General features: G+C 74.8%; 17 protein-coding genes. 7 read left to right on the top strand and 10 right to left on the bottom strand.

Going from position 1 to position 17019, the window contains the following annotated elements:
- Positions 1–92: 92 nt before the first annotated feature.
- Complete coding sequence (locus ACFY4B_RS40195; protein ID WP_387976345.1) at positions 93–749, top strand: vitamin K epoxide reductase family protein; 657 nt, start codon at positions 93–95, stop codon at positions 747–749.
- A gap of 7 nt (positions 750–756) precedes the next feature.
- On the opposite strand, the gene ACFY4B_RS40190 is transcribed toward ACFY4B_RS40195, so the two are convergent.
- The 4 genes from ACFY4B_RS40190 to ACFY4B_RS40175 form a co-directional block, all read right to left on the bottom strand.
- Complete coding sequence (locus ACFY4B_RS40190) at positions 757–1257, bottom strand: NUDIX domain-containing protein (protein ID WP_387976342.1); 501 nt, start codon at positions 1255–1257, stop codon at positions 757–759.
- 106 nt (positions 1258–1363) lie between these two features.
- Positions 1364–2452 (bottom strand): serine hydrolase domain-containing protein, encoded by a 1089-nt coding sequence (locus ACFY4B_RS40185; RefSeq protein WP_387976339.1) that lies wholly within the window; start codon positions 2450–2452, stop codon positions 1364–1366.
- 48 nt (positions 2453–2500) lie between these two features.
- Positions 2501–3016 carry a GNAT family N-acetyltransferase gene (locus ACFY4B_RS40180; RefSeq protein ID WP_049660050.1) on the bottom strand — a complete coding sequence of 172 codons (516 nt, stop codon included), beginning with the start codon at positions 3014–3016 and terminating at the stop codon, positions 2501–2503.
- Between the two features lie 24 nt (positions 3017–3040).
- A complete protein-coding gene (locus tag ACFY4B_RS40175; protein WP_049660049.1) occupies positions 3041–3457 on the bottom strand; it encodes an ankyrin repeat domain-containing protein in 417 nt (138 codons plus the stop codon).
- Positions 3458–3855: 398 nt separating this feature from the next.
- Between ACFY4B_RS40175 and ACFY4B_RS40170 the strand changes: the two genes are divergently transcribed.
- The 3 genes from ACFY4B_RS40170 to ACFY4B_RS40160 all read left to right on the top strand — a co-directional run bounded on the left by ACFY4B_RS40170 (position 3856) and on the right by ACFY4B_RS40160 (position 6467).
- A complete protein-coding gene (locus tag ACFY4B_RS40170; RefSeq protein ID WP_049660046.1) occupies positions 3856–4050 on the top strand; it encodes a hypothetical protein in 195 nt (64 codons plus the stop codon).
- A gap of 114 nt (positions 4051–4164) precedes the next feature.
- Positions 4165–5781 (top strand): hypothetical protein, encoded by a 1617-nt coding sequence (locus tag ACFY4B_RS40165; RefSeq protein ID WP_387976337.1) that lies wholly within the window; start codon positions 4165–4167, stop codon positions 5779–5781.
- A 311-nt stretch (positions 5782–6092) separates the two neighbouring features.
- Positions 6093–6467 carry an RNA polymerase-binding protein RbpA gene (locus ACFY4B_RS40160; RefSeq protein ID WP_049655293.1) on the top strand — a complete coding sequence of 125 codons (375 nt, stop codon included), beginning with the start codon at positions 6093–6095 and terminating at the stop codon, positions 6465–6467.
- A gap of 182 nt (positions 6468–6649) precedes the next feature.
- Here the strand turns inward: ACFY4B_RS40160 and fxsA are convergent, their stop codons facing one another.
- From fxsA to ACFY4B_RS40135, 5 genes are all read right to left on the bottom strand, one after another.
- On the bottom strand, positions 6650–7228 hold the full coding sequence (gene fxsA, locus ACFY4B_RS40155) for an FxsA family membrane protein (RefSeq protein WP_074005174.1): 579 nt from the start codon (positions 7226–7228) through the stop codon (positions 6650–6652).
- Positions 7229–7310: 82 nt separating this feature from the next.
- On the bottom strand, positions 7311–8930 hold the full coding sequence (gene lnt, locus ACFY4B_RS40150) for an apolipoprotein N-acyltransferase (RefSeq protein ID WP_387976334.1): 1620 nt from the start codon (positions 8928–8930) through the stop codon (positions 7311–7313).
- Between the two features lie 95 nt (positions 8931–9025).
- Positions 9026–9475 carry an N-acetyltransferase gene (locus ACFY4B_RS40145; protein WP_387976331.1) on the bottom strand — a complete coding sequence of 150 codons (450 nt, stop codon included), beginning with the start codon at positions 9473–9475 and terminating at the stop codon, positions 9026–9028.
- Between the two features lie 42 nt (positions 9476–9517).
- On the bottom strand, positions 9518–11125 hold the full coding sequence (locus tag ACFY4B_RS40140) for an amidohydrolase (protein WP_380782019.1): 1608 nt from the start codon (positions 11123–11125) through the stop codon (positions 9518–9520).
- A gap of 31 nt (positions 11126–11156) precedes the next feature.
- Complete coding sequence (locus ACFY4B_RS40135; protein WP_045694655.1) at positions 11157–11597, bottom strand: Lrp/AsnC family transcriptional regulator; 441 nt, start codon at positions 11595–11597, stop codon at positions 11157–11159.
- Between the two features lie 229 nt (positions 11598–11826).
- Here ACFY4B_RS40135 and ACFY4B_RS40130 point away from each other — a divergent pair, with 229 nt between their 5' ends.
- Positions 11827–12348: a hypothetical protein gene (locus ACFY4B_RS40130; protein ID WP_181970507.1), complete on the top strand. Its 522-nt coding sequence runs from the start codon at positions 11827–11829 to the stop codon at positions 12346–12348.
- Positions 12349–12478: 130 nt separating this feature from the next.
- Here the strand turns inward: ACFY4B_RS40130 and ACFY4B_RS40125 are convergent, their stop codons facing one another.
- On the bottom strand, positions 12479–13642 hold the full coding sequence (locus ACFY4B_RS40125) for an acyl-CoA dehydrogenase family protein (RefSeq protein WP_387976329.1): 1164 nt from the start codon (positions 13640–13642) through the stop codon (positions 12479–12481).
- 212 nt (positions 13643–13854) lie between these two features.
- Between ACFY4B_RS40125 and ACFY4B_RS40120 the strand changes: the two genes are divergently transcribed.
- Both ACFY4B_RS40120 and ACFY4B_RS40115 read left to right on the top strand, forming a co-directional pair.
- Positions 13855–14511: a uridine kinase gene (locus ACFY4B_RS40120; RefSeq protein ID WP_387976327.1), complete on the top strand. Its 657-nt coding sequence runs from the start codon at positions 13855–13857 to the stop codon at positions 14509–14511.
- Positions 14512–14900: 389 nt separating this feature from the next.
- Positions 14901–17012 carry an AAA family ATPase gene (locus ACFY4B_RS40115; RefSeq protein ID WP_387976390.1) on the top strand — a complete coding sequence of 704 codons (2112 nt, stop codon included), beginning with the start codon at positions 14901–14903 and terminating at the stop codon, positions 17010–17012.
- The last annotated feature ends 7 nt before the right edge of the window (positions 17013–17019 follow it).

Below are 17019 nucleotides of genomic sequence, written 5' to 3'. Positions count from 1 at the left end.
CCCGCGCACCACCGCACCGTACGGCACCACCCGGCCCGGCCGAACTCCCGGCCGGGCCGGCTCCTCCCAGCCAGCCACCGGAGTGTGCTGCCATGTCCGCTGCTACCACCGTGCCCCCGTCCCGCTCCGCTCCCGACGACGCCGCCCGGGCCGGGGCCCCGATCGGCGCGAGCCGGGCCTACGCCTTCCTGCTGTTCCTCGGCGGTCTGGTCGGGCTGGCCGCCTCGGCGGTCCTGACCTTCGACAAGCTCCGCATCCTGGAGAACCCCTCCTACGTCCCCAACTGCAACATCAACCCGGTGATCAGCTGCGGTTCGGTGATGCGCACCGAGCAGGCGGAGGTCTTCGGCTTCCCGAACCCGCTGCTCGGGCTGGCGGCCTTCGGCGCGCTGGCGGCGATCGGTGCGGGGCTGCTCGCCGGTGCGGCGTACCGGCGCTGGTTCTGGCTGGGGCTGAACGCGGGCACCGCGGTGGGCGTGGGGTTCGCGCACTGGCTGATCTACCAGGCGCTGTACGACATCGGCGCGCTCTGCCCGTACTGCATGGTGGTGTGGGCGACGGTGGTGGCGCTGTTCTGGTACACCACGCTGCACAACCTGCGCTCGGGCGTGATCCCGGTGGGCCCGCGGCTGGGCGTGGTCGTCCGGGAGGCGGCGCGCTACCACTGGGCGCTGCCGGTGCTGTGGGCGGCGGTGATCGCGCTGCTGGTCCTCAACCGGTTCTGGTACTACTGGAGCACGCTCCTCTGACCGTCCGTCAGCCCACGTACCCGTCCGAGTGCAGCAGCGTGGCGGCGCCCGTCCGCCGGGCCTCCAGGGCCCCGGTGAGCCGGCGCGCCGCACCGGGCTGCAGCAGGACGGCCGCCTGGGCCGGGGTGAAGTACCCGTGGTCGGCGATCTCCTCGACCTGCGCCCGGACCACCGACCCGGCCGCGATCGTCCCGCCGTCGAACATGAACTGCACGGCGGGGTGGGCGTGTTCGCCCTGGTCGGGGATGGCGTCGCGCCACTCCACGACGAGCAGCCGCAGCGGCCCCGCCAACAGCCCCGTCTCCTCGTACAGTTCGCGGGCGGCGCACTCGGCGGGCCCCTCCCCCGGGTCCATCCCGCCGCCGGGGAACTGCCACTGGTCGCGGTAACTGGCCTTCAGCAGCAGGACCTTGCCCGCCTCGTCGGTGAGCAGCACGCTGCACCCGACGTAGGCGCGCACCATCCCGGCGAGCCACTCCTCCTCCGAGAGTGCCCAGGTGTCCGTCATCGCGCCTCCTCCGCCGACCGCCGCCGTCGGGGACAATCTGCCGCGATCCCCGCCCGCCAAACGGCTGTTCGCGCCGAATCCACCCGAATGAGTGCCGGGGGCGGCCTCAGCCGAAGACGGCCCGCCGGAAGGCGTTGCGCAGCTCGGTGAGCCGCTGGATGTCCCGGTCGTAGTGCACCTTGTTGGTGAGCAGCAGGGCCCAGCGGCCGAGCCGCCGGGAGACCCAGAAGCCGGTGCCGGTGAAGCCGTAGTGGACGAAGGTGCCCTCGGCCGGTCCGGTGCCGGGGGCGTACAGCCAGGACAGGCCGCGGGCGGGGGCGAGGCCGCCGGTCTGCTCGCGCAGCGACTCCTCGATCCACGCCCCGCCCCAGCGCAGCCCGGGCGGCGGGGCGAGCAGCGCGGTGAGGAAGCGGGCGAGGTCGCGGGCGGTGGAGAAGGCCCCGGCGTTGCCGGAGACCCCGCCGAGCAGCCGGGCCGAGGGGTCGTGGACGACGCCGCACAGGTGGGCGCCGGCGCCCTGCTCGTACTCGGTGGGCGCGGTGCGGGCGGCGAGCGCGGCGCCGAGCGGACCGTAGCGGGTGTCGGCCATGCCGAGCGGCCGCCAGGCCCACTGCTCGGCGAGCCGGTCCAGCGGCGCGCCGCCGAGGTCCTCGACCAGGTAGGTGAGCAGCACGGCGGCCCGGTCGGTGTACTCGACGGCCGCGCCCGGCGGCCGGTGCGACGGGGCGGCGAGGACCCCGGCCCGGATCGCCGCCGGGTCGCGCCCGTAGAGCCGCTCGAAGCGGGTGTACGGGAGCATCCCGGCGGTGTGGGCCAGGAGTTGACGGACCGTCACCGCTCCGGCGGGGTGCCCGGCGGCGGGCGGCCACCAGGCGCCGAGCGGCTCGTCCAGCGGCAGCCGTCCGGACTGCCGCAGCACCCCGGCGCAGGGCCAGAGCGCGACCACCTTGGTGAGGCTGGCGAGGTCGTACAGGGTGTCCGGCCCGGGCCTCAGCCGCGCGTACGGCCCCTGCCCGAGCGCGCCGTGACCGCCGCCGCCGAGCGCGCCGCCGGCGTCGCCGACGGCCCAGACGGCGCCCGCCCCGACGGTGCGCGCGCCGTCCTCGACCAGCCGATCCAGCTCCCCGCCGGGCGCGGCCAGGCCGGGGAGCCGGTCGGCTCCGGGTGCGTCGGGTCCAGTCGCTCGGCGGCTCATCCGTCCCCCTCCTCGGGCCGACGGGAGCCTTCCCCGCGCGGCCGCGGCTCAGACCGCCGGAGCGAGCTCCTTGCCGAGGCAGACGCTCTGCGGGTGGTCCTTGTAGATGCCGAACTTCCGGATCGCGGCGTAGCCCTCGGACTGGTACAGCGCGATCGCCTCGGGCTGCTCGGTGCCGGTCTCCAGGATGAAGCGGGTGCGCCCGGCCTCGACCGCGGTCCGCTCCAGGCGGCGCAGCACCGCGCGGGCCAGGCCGCGGCCGCGGGCGTCGGGGACCACGAACATCCGCTTCAGCTCGGCGTCACCGTCGCGCAGGCCGTCCGGGCCGGCCTGCTTGGCCCGCCAGCCGCCGCAGCCGACCGGCCGGCCGTCCAGGTAGGCGATCATGAACAGGCCGGCCGGCGCCTCGAAGTCCTCGGGGTGCAGGACGGTCTCGTCCGGGTCGCCGTAGCGGCGCACGTACTCCTGCTGCACCTCCGCCGACAGGGCCTGGGCGTCGGGGTGGGCGTAGCCGGTGACACGGAACTCGACGGTGCCGGTGTCCTGGGCGGTGCTGGTGCTCATGGTGAAAAAGCCTACGATCCCCGCTCAGCGGACCTCGAACCGGGCGACCAGCTCGTCCTTGCCGAACATCCGGGCGGTGTCCACGGCGCTCGGGACGCCGGCCCGGGGGTCGGCGCCGCCGGCCAGCAGCACGTCGAGCACGTCCGTGGCGCCCTTGAAGACGGCACCGGCCAGCGGGGTCTGGCCGCGGTCGTTGGCGCGGTTCGGGTCGGCGCCGTACCGGAGCAGCTCCGCGACGGTGGCGGCGTGGCCGTGGTACGCGGCGAGCATCACCAGGGTGTCGCCGCGGTCGTTGGTGAGGTCGGCCGGGGCACCGGCCCCCAGGTAGGCGGACAGGGTGTCCGTCTCCCCGGCCCGGGCGGCGTCGAAGAGCTTCCCGGCGAGCGCGATCACCTCGGCGTCGGGGGCGTCGGCGGGCTGCTGGCTGGCGGCGTCGGTCATGGCGGGCGGCCTTTCCGGTCGGGTCGTCGGGCGGTCTCGGGGCTGCGCCCAGGGCACGGTAGCGGCCGGTGCCGCGACGGGCCAGCGGACGTCCGGGATCCGGATGACGGCCCGCACCCGCCACGACACGCGACCGCACGCGTTGCGCAGCCATTCGAGCGAACTTCCGGGACCCCCCGGAAACTTCCCACCCGCCGCCCGGGAATGCCTGGGCGCACCGAATCCCCGCGCGGCCCGGCCCCCACCCCGGCCGGTGCGCATACCGCCACCCGGCCGCCGGAACGGTATTGAACGGCAGAACCACCCATTTGCACCGTTCCATCATCTATTACTTTTTGTCACGATTAGTGCACTTTCCGTAACACCCCTGCTTGTCCCCACTTCCTGAGGAGCGGAACGTGATCCTCTCGATTTCCGGCATCGTCCTGTTCGGCACCATCGCCTTTCTCTTCTTCCGCCGGGACGGACTAAAGGTCTCCCACGCCATCGTCTGCGCCCTCTTCGGCTTCTACATCGCCGGCTCCTCGATCGCGCCGAGCATCACCGCGGGCGGCGCGAGCCTCGCCAGCCTGCTCAGCGGCATCAGGTTCTAGCCGCCACCTCCTCCCCCGCCGTACCGGCCCGGGCGCGGATCCCACACCGCCCCCGGGCCCCGTCGTTCCCCACCGCGCCCACCCCACCCGTCCCACCGCCCGGGGAGTCAAGGAATGCCGCTCCACCGCCACCTCAGCAAGGGCCGCACGATCGCCCGGACCGCCGGGGACCACGCCTCCGACATGTTCGCCCCGCTCTCCGTCATCGGCCGCGGCCTGCGCCACCACGTCGACTGGGCCAGGTCCCGCTGGCAGGAGACCCCCAAGGAGCGCCGCGGCCCGACGCTGTTCCTGACCGCCGCCCTGCTGATCGGCGTCTACCTGCTGCCGCACGGCCTGCTGTTCGCCCTGATCGCCCTGATGGCCAGCGCCGCCTGGGCCGGCCGGGCCCCCAAGGCGGCGCCCGCACCGCCCGCGCCGGACGCCGCCGACGTCAAGCTCGCCGCCCTCTACGCGGCGCTCACCCCGTACCTGTGCGGCCCCGAGGACGCCAACCCGCTGTACCACTTCGAGGGCGCCTACAAGAGCGCCTTCAGCGCGTGGGAGTTCGACCGCGAGGGCCGGCTCTCCCGACTGGAGATGAGCTACCCGGCCTACTTCACCGACACCGAGCCGTCCTCCCGGGCCCGGATCGAGCAGGTGGTCCAGGGCAAGGCCGGCCGGGCCCGCGAGTACCGCTTCGACTGGGACGAGGAGTCCAACCGGCTGCGGATCACCGCGCTCGCCCCGCTGCCCACCGACATCGCCGCCCAGCGCTTCGTGGCCGCCCCCGGCGAGATCGTGCTGGGCTTCACCGACGAGGACGGCACCGCCCGCACCATCCCGGTCACCCGGGGCGGCACCACCGTCCAGCAGCCGCCGGTGGTCTGGCGCACCGGCCCGCGCTCCTCCGAGCCGCACCTGCTGGTGCTCGGCGTCACCGGCTACGGCACCTCCAGCCTGCTGCGCTCGGTCGCCCTCCAGGCGCTCCCGTACGCGGACCTGGTGGTGGTCGACGGCGCGGGCACCGGCGAGCACGCCTGCCTGGTGAACCGGCCCGGCGTGCACACCGTGGAGACCAGCCTGCACGGCGCGCTGGCCGCCCTGGACTGGGCCGTCGGCGAGACCGAGCGCCGGCTCGCCGCGCTCAACGCCGCCCGGCACGCCGGCACCGCCCCGCCCGAGGACGCCACCCGGCCGCTGTGGCTGCTGCTGGACCACCCGACCGAGCTGAGCGAGCTCGCCCAGGCCGAGGGCCGCCCCGACCCGCAGGACCTGCTGGAGCTCCCGCTGCGGCACGGCCGGGCCGCCCGGGTCACCGTGGTGGTCGCCGACGACCTCGCCGCCCGGGACCGGCTCACCGCCACCGTCCGCACCACCACCCGGGCCCGGGTGGTGCTCGGCCCGGCCGGCCCCGACGAGGGCCGCGACGCGCTCGGCGCGCCGCTGGACATCGTGCCCGCCTCCCACGCCCCGGTCGGCCGCGGCTACGCCCGGATCGGCAACGGCGCCCCGCTCCGCCTCCAGGTGCCCGCCACCGTCGACCCGCTGGACGACGAGGCCCCGGCCCCGCTGCGGGACGCGGTGATCGCCCTGCTGCCGCACCGGGACAGCCGCACCGAGGCGGCCGCCGCCGCACCGCCCCGCCCGGACCGCCCGCCGGTCGTCCCCGCCGCCGATCCGGCCGCGCCGGCCCGTCCGGTCGACCTGGCCAAGGGCGAGCCGATGATCCGTTCACGGCCGATCTCCTGACGGCCGGGCCGGGCCCGTCTCCCGGGCCGGTTCCCCGGCCCTCGACCGGGGGCGGCGACCACCGCCGAATCCCGTCCCGGTACGCTCGTCACGGAAAGTCCGCACGATCACCAGATGTGAAATACGTGACACCTGGGGTGATATCACCGGCCAGATGTGACAAATCGGGCGCAGGTGGGTACAAACAGGGGCGGCACTACAGACGACGCATGTCCCGGGACGGGAATCTTCGTCGGAAGCCGAGCGTTGACCGAACGACGAAGAACAGCGACCACTAGTCCTGTGGGCCATAAGCCCGGGAGGCACGATTCATGAGCGAGCGAGCTCTCCGCGGCACGCGACTCGGGGCCACTAGCTACGAGACCGACCGTGGTATCGATCTGGCTCCCCGCCAGACCGTCGAGTACGCATGTCAGAACGGACACCGTTTCGAGGTTCCTTTCTCGGTCGAGGCCGAGATCCCCGCGACCTGGGAATGCCGCTTCTGTGGACAGGAGGCGGCGCTTCTCGACGGCGACGAGCCGGAAGAGAAGAAGATCAAGCCGACGCGCACCCATTGGGACATGCTGATGGAGCGCCGGACGCGCGAGGAGCTGGAGGAGGTGCTGGCCGAACGGCTGGCCGTGCTCCGCTCCGGCGGGATGAACCTCGCGGTACACCCGCGAGACACCCGTAAGAGCGCCTGACACCTCGCTCCCGCCCCGTGCGGGAGGACGCGAAAAGGGACCCTGGTCACCAGGGTCCCTTTCGCGTTGTCCGGGCATGGTCCGCGTGGTCCGCGCGAGGCCGTTCAGGTGTCGTCCGCGCGACGAGCCCCCGAGGGGCGGGGTGTCCGCCTCTCGGGGGCTCGTACGTCATGACGGTCCGGTCAGCCGGCGATCGGCGGGCGGTAGGTGGTGTCCGGGCCCTGCGGGCCGCGCGGGCCGTCCTCCGGGTCCACGACCTCGCCCTGGACCACCTTGCCGTCCGGGCGGTGGATGCGCAGCTGCTCCTGGAGCCGCATCGCGTCCGCGAACGGGTCGGCCCCGGCGGCGGAGGTGCTGCGCAGCGCCTTGTCCGCGGCCCGGCGCCCGACCGCCCGCCACAGCGCCCGGGTGGGCGGGAAGAGCAGGGTCAGGGCCACCAGGTCCGTCAGGAAGCCGGGGACGATCAGCAGCAGGCCGGCCAGCACGGTCATGCTGGTGCCGGTCTGCGGCTGCTGGGACTGCGGGTTCTTGCTCTGCTCGATCGCCGCCGACAGCGCCTTCAGCCCGGCCCGCTTGATCAGCGAGCCGCCGATCAGGACGCCCGCGACGAGCAGCAGCACGACGGTGAGGCCGCCCAGCCACGAGCCGACCTGGACCAGCAGCCAGATCTCCAGCACCAGCCAGGCGGTGATCAGCAGCGGCAGCACCCGGCGGAGCCTGCTACGCGGGGCCGGACGGGTGGGGGTAGCTTGCTGGGTCACGATACGAATCCACTCCAAGCGGTGCTCTGCGCGCCGCACGGGAGGTCCGGGCCGGCTACGGCACCACCTGGTCCAACGATTCCTACCCGGCCGGTGTTCCGGACGGGGCCTTCCGGCGGCGGCCGACCAGCACCGCCGCGCCGCAGGCCAGCAGGCCGCCGACGGCCAGCGTCCACTCGGGGGCGGCGCCGACCCGGTCGGCCACCGTGGTGCCGTCGCGCAGCGGGACGGTGGCCGACAGCTCGGCCGCGGTCAGCTCCTCGGTGCGCTGCCGGACGCTGCCGTCCGGGCCGATCACCGCGCTGATGCCGCTGGTGGCGGCGATCAGCACCGCCCGGCCGTGCTCGACGGCCCGCAGCCGGCTCATCGCCAGCTGCTGCTCGGGCTGGCCGGTCTTGGCGTAGGTCGCGTTGTTGGTCTGGACGACCAGGACCCGGGCGCCGCTGTCCACGGTGTCGCGGACGATCTCGTCGTACGCGACCTCGAAGCAGATCACGTCGCCGATCCGGGCCGGGCCGAGCTGCATCACGCCGTTGTGGTCGCCGGGGTAGAAGTCCCGGGCGACCCGCTGGAGGCGGGTGATCACCTTCATCAGCTGGTCGCGGAAGGGCACGTACTCGCCGAACGGGACGGGGTGCTGCTTGGTGTAGGAGGCGCCGGGGCCGGTGACCGGGTCCCAGACGATGCCCTCGTTCTGGACGTGCTGCGCGTCCGGGCCGTCCACCAGGGTGCCGACCAGGGTGGGCACGCCGATCGCCTTCACGGCCTCGTCGATCCGCTGGCGGGCCAGCGGGTCGCTGAACGGGTCGAGGTCGGAGGAGTTCTCCGGCCAGATCACGATGTCGGGGCGCTCGACCCTGCCGGCCCTGATGTCGGCGGCGAGCCGCTCGGTGGCCGCGGCGTGGTTGTTGAGGACCATCATCGGGCGGCCCAGGAAGTCCATGCCCGGGTTGGGCACGTTGCCTTGGACGATGGCGACCTTGACGGTGTCGTCGGCGGCCGTGGGCACCGGGACGAGGTAGCCGGCCAGCAGCGCGGCCACCGCCCCGAGCGCCGCCAGCGCGGCCGCCTTCGGGGCCCTGCCGGGCCCGCGCAGCCGCAGGGCGGCCCAGGCCAGCAGGGCGCCCGACAGGGCGACCGCGAAGGTCACCAGCGGCGCGCCGCCGAGCGCGGCCAGCGGGGTGTACGGGGTGGCGGTGTTGGCGAAGGCGAGCCGGCCCCAGGGGAAGCCGCCGAGCGGCAGCCGGTCGCGGGCCCACTCCTGGGTGATCCACAGGCAGGCCGTCCAGAGCGGCCAGCCGGGCAGCCGGGAGGTGACGGCCAGGGCGCCGCCGAGCAGGGCCAGGAACAGCGCCTCCACGACCGACAGGCCGATCGTGGCGTCCCAGCCGACCACCCGCAGCCAGCTGAGCAGCATCAGGAAGAACGGCAGGCCGAACGCGAAGCCCGTCCACAGGCCCTGGCGGAAGGTGCGGCCCCGGGTGAGCAGCGACAGCGCGGCGACGCCGAGCAGCGACAGCGGCCACAGGTCGTACGGCGGGAAGGCGAGGGCCAGCAGCAGGCCGGCCAGGGCGGCGAGGCCGGTGCGCGGGAGGCCGGCGCGGACCTTGGCGAGCGCACGGGCTCCGCGGCTCGCCCGGGGCGCCGGCTCCTGCGGCTCGGGGACGGCCTCGGGCCGTTCCTGGGTGACGGGAGTGGCCACCGGCGCACCATCTTCCTGGGGCTTGCTGTTCGGACGCTGTGCGAAGAAGGTACCCCGGAAGGTCGGAGACCCGTGAGGTCAGGGTGGTAGCGGGGTCAGCGCGGGGTGTAGCGGACCTCCCGCAGCGGCCAGTGCCCGGCGAGCCAGTCGGAGACGGCGCGGTACAGCGGGGCGTCCAGGTGGGCGCGGTCGGCCCGGACCCAGGAGCTGACCGAGACCGCGGACGGGTCCTCGCGGTCCGGGTAGATGTAGACGCAGCCGATCACCTCGTCGCGGTCCGGCTCCAGGACGGTGTAGGTGAAGCCGGTGCGGGCCTCGAAGTCGGCGGCGTGCCGGCGCAGGTCGTCGAGGTTCCGCTCCGGCGGCATCCCGTCGGCGGGCGGCCAGCCGCGGCCGGCCCAGCCGGGGGTGGCGCGGATGTGGGCGATGGAGCCCGTCCAGGCGGCGTGGTCGGAGGCGTTGTGCCGCTCGCCCAGGGGTTCCAGGCGGAACTCCGGGGCGAGCAGCTCGCGCGGGACGGTGAAGTCGGCGGGTACCAGGGTCATGGTGGTCAACCTAGGCCGCGGCGGCCCGCCGATCCACGGGGTTTACCGCTGGTACACCGTGCGGCCGCGGACGACGGTGCGCAGGCAGGTCGGCAGCGGGTGGCCCGGGGTGAGGTCGGGCAGGCCGGGGGTGCCGGAGCGCGGGTCGGTGGACCAGCCGGCCACCCGGGAGTCGGGGGCCTGGACGACTAGTTCGCCGGCCGCCCAGATCGCGTAGCTGGCGACCGCGCCGGGGACCAGCACGCCGTCCTGGTCCCGGCCGACGGCGCGCCAGCCGCCCCGGGTGTGGGCGGTGAAGGCGGCCCGCACCGAGATCCGGTGGTCCAGGGTCCGGTGGAAGGCCGCCGCGCGGACGGTGCCCCAGGGGTCGAGCGGGGTGACCGGGGCGTCCGAGCCGAAGGCCAGCGGGACGCCGGCCCGCAGCAGCGCGGCGAAGGGGTTGAGGGCGGCCGCGCGCTCGGCGCCCAGGCGCTGGACGTACATGCCCTCGGGCCCGCCCCAGGCGGCGTCGAAGGCGGGCTGGACGGAGGCGGTCAGGCCGAGTTCGGCGAAGGCGGCGACGGCCTCGTCGTCCAGGGCCTCGGCGTGCTCGACGCGGTGGCGCAGGGCCTTGACCCGGTCGGCGCCGACCCGGGCGCCGGCCTCCCGGACGCCCTCGATCACGGCGGCCACGGCCGCGTCGCCGATCGCGTGGAACCCGGCCTGGAGCCCGGCCCCGGTGCAGGCGGCGACGTGGTCGGCGACCTGCCCGGCGGTCAGGTAGGCGGTGCCGGTGTGCCCGGCGTCCGCGTACGGGGCGTGCAGGCAGGCGGTGTGGGAGCCGAGCGCGCCGTCCACGAAGAGGTCGCCGCCGGCGCCCACCGCACCGAGCCGGCGGGCGGTCTCGACACCGCCCAACTCGCCCCAGTAGCCGAAGACTTCGGGCCCCTCGCCGTCGGCGGCGAGAGCCAGCAGGGCGGCCAGGTCGGCCTCCGAGGAGATCTCCGGGCCGGCGCACTCGTGCAGGGCGCCGATGCCGAGCTCGGCGGCGCGGGCCAGGGTGGCCCGCTGGGCGCGGCGGCGCTGCTCGGGGGTCAGCCGGGCCAGCGCGGTCCGCCGCACGACGTGGTGGGCGTCCCTGGTGAGCGGGCCCTCGGGGTCGAAGCCGGGCGCCTCGGCCAGGCCCTCGGTGAGGTCGCGCAGCGCCGTGGTGGCGAGGGCGGAGTGCACGTCGGTGCGGGAGAGGTAGAGGGCGGCGCCGCGGGCGGCGGCGTCGAGCTCGGCGAGCGTGGGCGGGCGGCCCTCGGGCCAGCCGCTCTCGTCCCAGCCGTGGCCGATCAGCACCCCGCCGGGCTCGGGCCGGGCGTCGACGAAGGCGGTGACGGCGGCCAGGGCGGCGGCCAGCGAGGGGCTGCCGGTGAGGTCGAGGCCGGTGAGCGCCAGGCCGGTGGCGGTGGCGTGCACGTGGGCGTCCACGAAGGCGGGGGTGACCAGGGCGCCGTCCAGCTCGACGATCTCGTCGGCGGTCGCGGCGTACGCCTCGGCGGCGCCGTCGCTGCCGACCCAGGCGACGTGCCCGCCCTCCACGAGCATCGCGGTGGCGAAGGGGTCGGCGGGGCTGTAGACGGCGCCGCCGCGCAGCAGGACGGTCCGGGGAGTGCGTTCGGTCATGCGGCCTAGTCTGCACCCCGCCCGTTCGCGGTCAGAGCTTCGGGGGTCGTGCCTCGTACGGGGTGGACAGGACGACGGTGGTGCGGGTGGAGACGCCGGCGGCGCTGCGGATGCGGGCCAGCAGGTCCTCCAGGTCGCCGGGGGCGCCGACGCGGACCTTGAGTATGTAGTTCTCGTCCCCGGCGACGCTGTGGCAGGCCTCGATCTCGGGCAGGCCGGCCAGCCGTTCGGGGGTGTCGTCCGGGGCGCTCGGGTCGAAGGGTTTGACCGAGATGAACGCGGTCAGCGCCAGGTCGACGGCGTCGGGGTCGATGATCGCGGTGTAGCCGCGGATCACCCCGCGCTGTTCGAGGCGGCGCACCCGCTGGTGCACCGCCGAGGTGGACAGGCCGGTGGCCTTGCCCAGGTCCGTGTAGCTCATCCGGCCGTCTTCGAGGAGCAGCTGGACAATGCGTTGGTCGAGATCCTCCACAGTGCGCAAACCTACCCGGTCGGGAGCACGGGGGGCGCACGCGGTGGCACGGGGAGGGATCGCAGGTACCGGGCGGGCACATGCCGGGCGAATGTGGCGTCCGGTGTGGCCAAGGACACACCCGGTGCATCACGGTGCACGGGACCGCAGGGTTATGAGTCCTGATCACAGGGAAGTGCTGGTTGTGGCCCTGGACGACCACGCCGGGCCCGATCCTAGGGGGATCCTCATGCCTGCTACTGACCAGCGTGTGCTGGGCGCCGACGAGACCGACGATATGACCGACCGCGAGGACCTCGCGGTCGATTACATGCCGGGCACCGACCCCGGCGAGGCGGAGAACTGGGACATCTTCCGGGTCGACTGCCCCGAGTGCCGCCGCCCGATCGCCCTGGTGGCGGACGAGGACCGGCTGCCGCAGCACGCGCTGCTGCCGACCGCCTGGAACCCCTTCGCCCCCGCGATCTGCCCGGGCTCGGGCACCCCGACGGACGACCTGGCCGAGGTCGAGGCCCCGGAGGACGCCGAACCGGCCCGGATCGACGCGCTGTTCAAGCTCCCGACCGGGCTGGACTGGCGCACCCAGCCGTTCTCGCACGCCGTCGCGCACCGCCCGGTGCGGCTCGCCGCGGTCGGCCAGGCCGCTCCGACCGCGCCCGCCGCCCCGACGGTCGCGACGATGCGGGCCGCCATCCCCGAGCAGCGCCGCCGTCGTCCGGCGCTGACCGCCCGTACCGCCAAGGCGAGCTGACGCTCCGCCGGGAACGCCTCCGGCCGTCACTCCGCACCCTGGAGTGACGGCCGGAGGCCGTGAGGGAGCCGGGCCTGTCCGGTGGGTTTTGTCGGACCCGGCAAGGACCCGCCGGACAGGCCCTGGGCCGTCAGGCCTTCGTGAGGTGGCGTCCGATCACCAGGCGCTGGATCTGGTTGGTGCCCTCGACGATCTGCAGCACCTTGGCCTCCCGCATGTAGCGCTCGGCCGGGAAGTCCTGGGTGTAGCCGTAGCCGCCGAGCACCTGGACGGCGTCGGTGGTCACCCGCATCACCGCGTCGGTGCAGAACAGCTTGGCCATCGCCGCCTCCTTGGAGAACGGGCGGCCGGCGTCCCGCAGCCGGGCGGCGGAGAGGTAGAGCGAGCGGCCGGCCTCGATCTGGGTGGCCATGTCGGCGAGCATGAAGGACAGGCCCTGGAACTCGGCGATCGGGCGGCCGAACTGGTGCCGGGTGCGGGCGTAGTCGACGGCGAGGTCGAGCGCGGCCTGGGCCACCCCTATCGCGCAGGCGGCGATGCCGAGGCGGCCGGAGTCCAGCGCGGCGAGCGCGATCTGGAAGCCCTGCCCCTCCTCGCCGACCAGCCGCTCGCGGGGCACCCGGGCGCCGTCGAAGTGCAGCTGCGCGGTCGGCGAGGACCACATGCCCATCTTGTGCTCCGGCGGGGCCGCGGACAGGCCCTGCTGGGTGCCGGGGACCAGCAGGCAGCTGATGCCCTTGGGGCCGTCGACGCCGGTGCGCACCAGGGCGCTGTAGAAGTCGGCCTGGCCGCCGTGGGTGATCCAGGCCTTGGTGCCGTTCACCACGTACGTGTCGCCGTCGAGGTCGGCGCGGGTGCGCAGCGCGGCCGCGTCGGATCCGGACTGCGGCTCGGAGAGGCAGTAGGCGCCGAGCTGCTCGCCGGAGAGCATGGCGGGCAGCCACGTCTCGCGCTGCTCGTCGGTGCCGAAGGTGGCCAGCGCGTGGCAGGACAGGGTGTGCACGCTGACGCCGAGGCCGACGGCCAGCCAGCCGGCCGCGAGCTCCTCCAGCACCTGCAGGTACACCTCGTAGGGCTGGTCGCCGCCGCCGTACTTCTCGTCGTACGGGAGGGAGAGCAGGCCGGCTTCGCCGAGGGTGCGGAAGACCTCCCGCGGGAAGCGGCCGGCGGCCTCGTCCTCCGCCGCGCGCGGCTGGAGCTCGCGCTGGACCAGGTCCCGGGTGAGGCCCAGCAGCTCGCGGGCCTCCTCGGTGGGCAGCTGGCGCTCCACGGCTTTCACAGGGGAGGGGGTCATGGCGGTGGTCGCCTCCTCGATCGGGGCGCGGGACCGAGGTGTCGGCCGGTCCGGCGTGGGTGTGGCTGGTCGGACCGACCGGCACCGGGTTGCGGTGAACGGCCGTTCACAGTCGTGGCGAAGGCGAGTATGCCCGAAACCCGCGCTGCCGTCACGACCTGCACATATGAACTGGACGCAGTGGCGGGCTACGGCACCGTAGGGTTGACGTTGTGGCTGTATCCGAACCCCTCCCGACCCGATTCCGGCCCGCTCCGGGCGACCGGCTGACCGCGCTCGCGGCCGAGTTGCGAGCGCTGCCGCCCTCCTGCGGGCCGGTGCGGCTGGTCGCGGTGGACGGCCACGCGGGCTCCGGCAAGACCACCTTCGCCGGACGGCTGGCGGCGGCGCTCGGCGGGGCCCCGGTGGTCCACCTCGACGACCTGGCCACCCACCGCGAGCCCTTCGGATGGACCGGACGGCTGCGCGAGCAGGTGCTGGAGCCGCTGGCGGCCGGGCGGGACGCCGAGTACCGGGTGTACGACTGGACGCTGCGCCGCTTCGCGGGCACGGCCGCGGTGCCGGCCGCCCCGGTGGTGCTGGTGGAGGGGGTCGGCGCCGGGCGGCGGGCGGTGCGGCCGTGGCTGGCCCGGGTGATCTGGATGGAGCTGGACGCCGTCTCGGCCCGGCGGCGCGGGGAGGAGCGGGACGGGCCGGAACTGGCCGAGTTCTGGGCGGGCTGGGCCCGGGCCGAATCGGCGCATTTCGCCGCCGATCCGAGCCGTCCGCACGCCGTGACGCGGGTCGACGGGGTGACCGGCCGGATCGCCCCGGACACCGTCGGTGAATCTTCAACCAACGCCTTGACCTGCGACATCGCCAGGATCTAGGTTCTCCTCAGCCACCGGAACACCAGATTCCGGTTGCCTCGGACCCGGCGCCCCCGGCTTGTTCCCCCGTGAGCCGGGGACGCCGTCCGGTCCCCTTCCGAAACCCGCTCCCCCGCCGCCCGTTTCGTCGCCCGGCCGCTCAACGGCCGCTCGTGCGATCGCATTTGCCCCTGTGCGGCACCCTTCCGGATCAGCGCCGCGCCGGTACGATTCCTGGCAGGCGCAGTTGCGCCACAGGGGGTCGACGACCACCGGCCAGGCTAGGCGCAGGCAACCCGCCGGCCGAGCCCCGGGCCGCACCGCGGGGGGCGTGAGTGACGACGGTGGACAGTTCCGACAGCACGGCGGGCGGGCCCGACCGGCTCGCCGACCGCGCCTGGCTGCGCGCCATGGACGCGTACACGGCCGGTGCGTACACCCGGGCCGAGGAGGAGTTCCGGGCCGCCGTCCGGCTGGACCCGGGCATGGCCGACGCCTGGCTCGGACTGCACGCGCTGCGCAGCGACACCTCGGCCGCACTGCTGGCCATGTACCGCAACCAGAAGCGGTTCGGCGAGCAGCGGCGACTGCACCGACGGCCGCTCAGTTCCTGGTACTGGCTGGGCTGGTGGGTGCAGCCGGTGCTGGAGGACGCCCGCGACCTCGCGCTGGCGCACGCCTCGCACTGGCTGGACGGGCGCCACCTGGCCGAGCTGGACCGGGCGTTGGAGCAGTGTCCGGCGCCCAGCGAGGACCCGTCCGCCCGCTTCCTGTACGCCTGCCGGTCCTACCTGCTCAAGGACTGGGAGCAGCTGATCCGGGACACCGACCGCCTGCTGGACGACCCGCTGCTCGGCATCGAGGCCGGGCTGTTCGCCGGCATGGCGCGGGTGCGCCTCGACATGTGCGCCCAGGCGCAGGCCCCGCTGGCCGCCTCGCTGGCCCGCTGCCGCTCCGAGCAGCCGCAGCGCAAGGAGCTGCGGTACTGGCTGGCCCGGGCGTACGAGGGGGCCGGGCGCAGCGCCGCGGCGCTGCCGCTCTACCGGGCGGTGCACCGGGCGGACCCGGCGTTCATGGACACCGCGACCCGGCTGACGGCCATCTCGGCCGAGGACGCGCTCGCCGACGGCCTCGTGGACGCCATCGCGGACGGGCTCGCCAACGGGCTCGCGGACGGGCTGACGGCGGGCGGCACCCCGGGTGCGGCCGACGCCGCCGCACCGGGCGGGCCGGGTGCCGATCCCGGCTACCCGGACGACGCCGGATACCCCGAACTGCCCGGGTACGGGGAGGAGTTCGGGAACGCGGGCGGGCCGGGCGGCGCGACCGTCCCCGGCGACGGGCTGTCGAGCGACGGAGTGCCCGGCGGGCTGTCGAACGGCCTGCTGTCGAACGGCCTGGCGTCGAACGGCGGCGGACCCTCGGTGGACGCCGGACTGGTGGACGGCCCCCCGGCGGACGGGGCCCTGGCCGGCGGCGCCCTGCTGGACGGGCCCGTGACCGGCGGCGCCCGGCTGGACGGCGCCCCGGCCGACGGCGCTCCGCAGGCCGCCGCGGAGCGCTCCGGCTCGGGCGCCCCGACCGGCCCCGCCGTACCGCCGCTGCCCGCCCTCGGCCGGGTGCAGCCCCGGACCGCCGCCGTGCCGGAGCTCCGGTCCGCCGGCGACGAACGGGAGTTGGACGCGGCCCTGGCCGAACTCTCCCTGATGGTCGGCCTGGAGCCGGTCAAGCGCCAGGTGCGGGCGCTGTCCGCCCAGTTGAGAATGTCGCGGCTGCGGGCCGAGCAGGGCCTGCCCGTCCAGCCGCCGAAGCGCCACTTCGTCTTCTCCGGCCCCTCGGGCACCGGCAAGACCACCGTGGCCCGGATCCTCGGCCGGGTCTTCCACGCCCTCGGCCTGCTCTCCGGCGACCACCTCGTGGAGGCCCAACGCGCCGACCTGGTGGGCGAGTTCCTCGGCCAGACGGCCGTGAAGGCGAACGAGCTGATCGACTCCGCGCTGGACGGCGTGCTGTTCATCGACGAGGCGTACAGCCTCTCCAACTCCGGCTACACCAAGGGCGACGCGTACGGCGACGAGGCGCTCCAGGTGCTGCTCAAGCGCGCCGAGGACAACCGGGACCGGCTGGTGGTGATCCTGGCCGGCTACCCCGAGGGCATGAACCGGCTGCTCGCCACCAACCCCGGCCTCAACTCCCGCTTCACCACCCGGGTCGACTTCCCCAGCTACCGCCCCGGCGAGCTGACCGCGATCGGCGCCGCGCTGGCCGGCCGGGACGGCGACGGCTGGGACGAGGACGCCGCCGAGGAGCTGGCCAGCATCTGCACCCACGTGGTCCGCGAGGGCTGGATCGACGAGCTGGGCAACGGCCGGTTCATCCGCACCCTGTACGAGAAGTCCTGCGCCTACCGGGACCTGCGGCTGACGCTGCTGCGCGAGCCGCCGGGCCGGGAGGACCTGGCCACCCTGCGGCTGCCGGACCTCGTCCAGGCGTACGGGGAGCTGATCGACGGCCGGAGCTGATCCCCGC

The organism is Kitasatospora sp. NPDC001261 (genome assembly GCF_042896795.1).
Lineage (GTDB): Bacteria > Actinomycetota > Actinomycetes > Streptomycetales > Streptomycetaceae > Kitasatospora.
The sequence above is the reverse complement of the archived record's forward strand: the minus strand, read 5'-3'. Positions and strand labels throughout refer to the sequence as shown.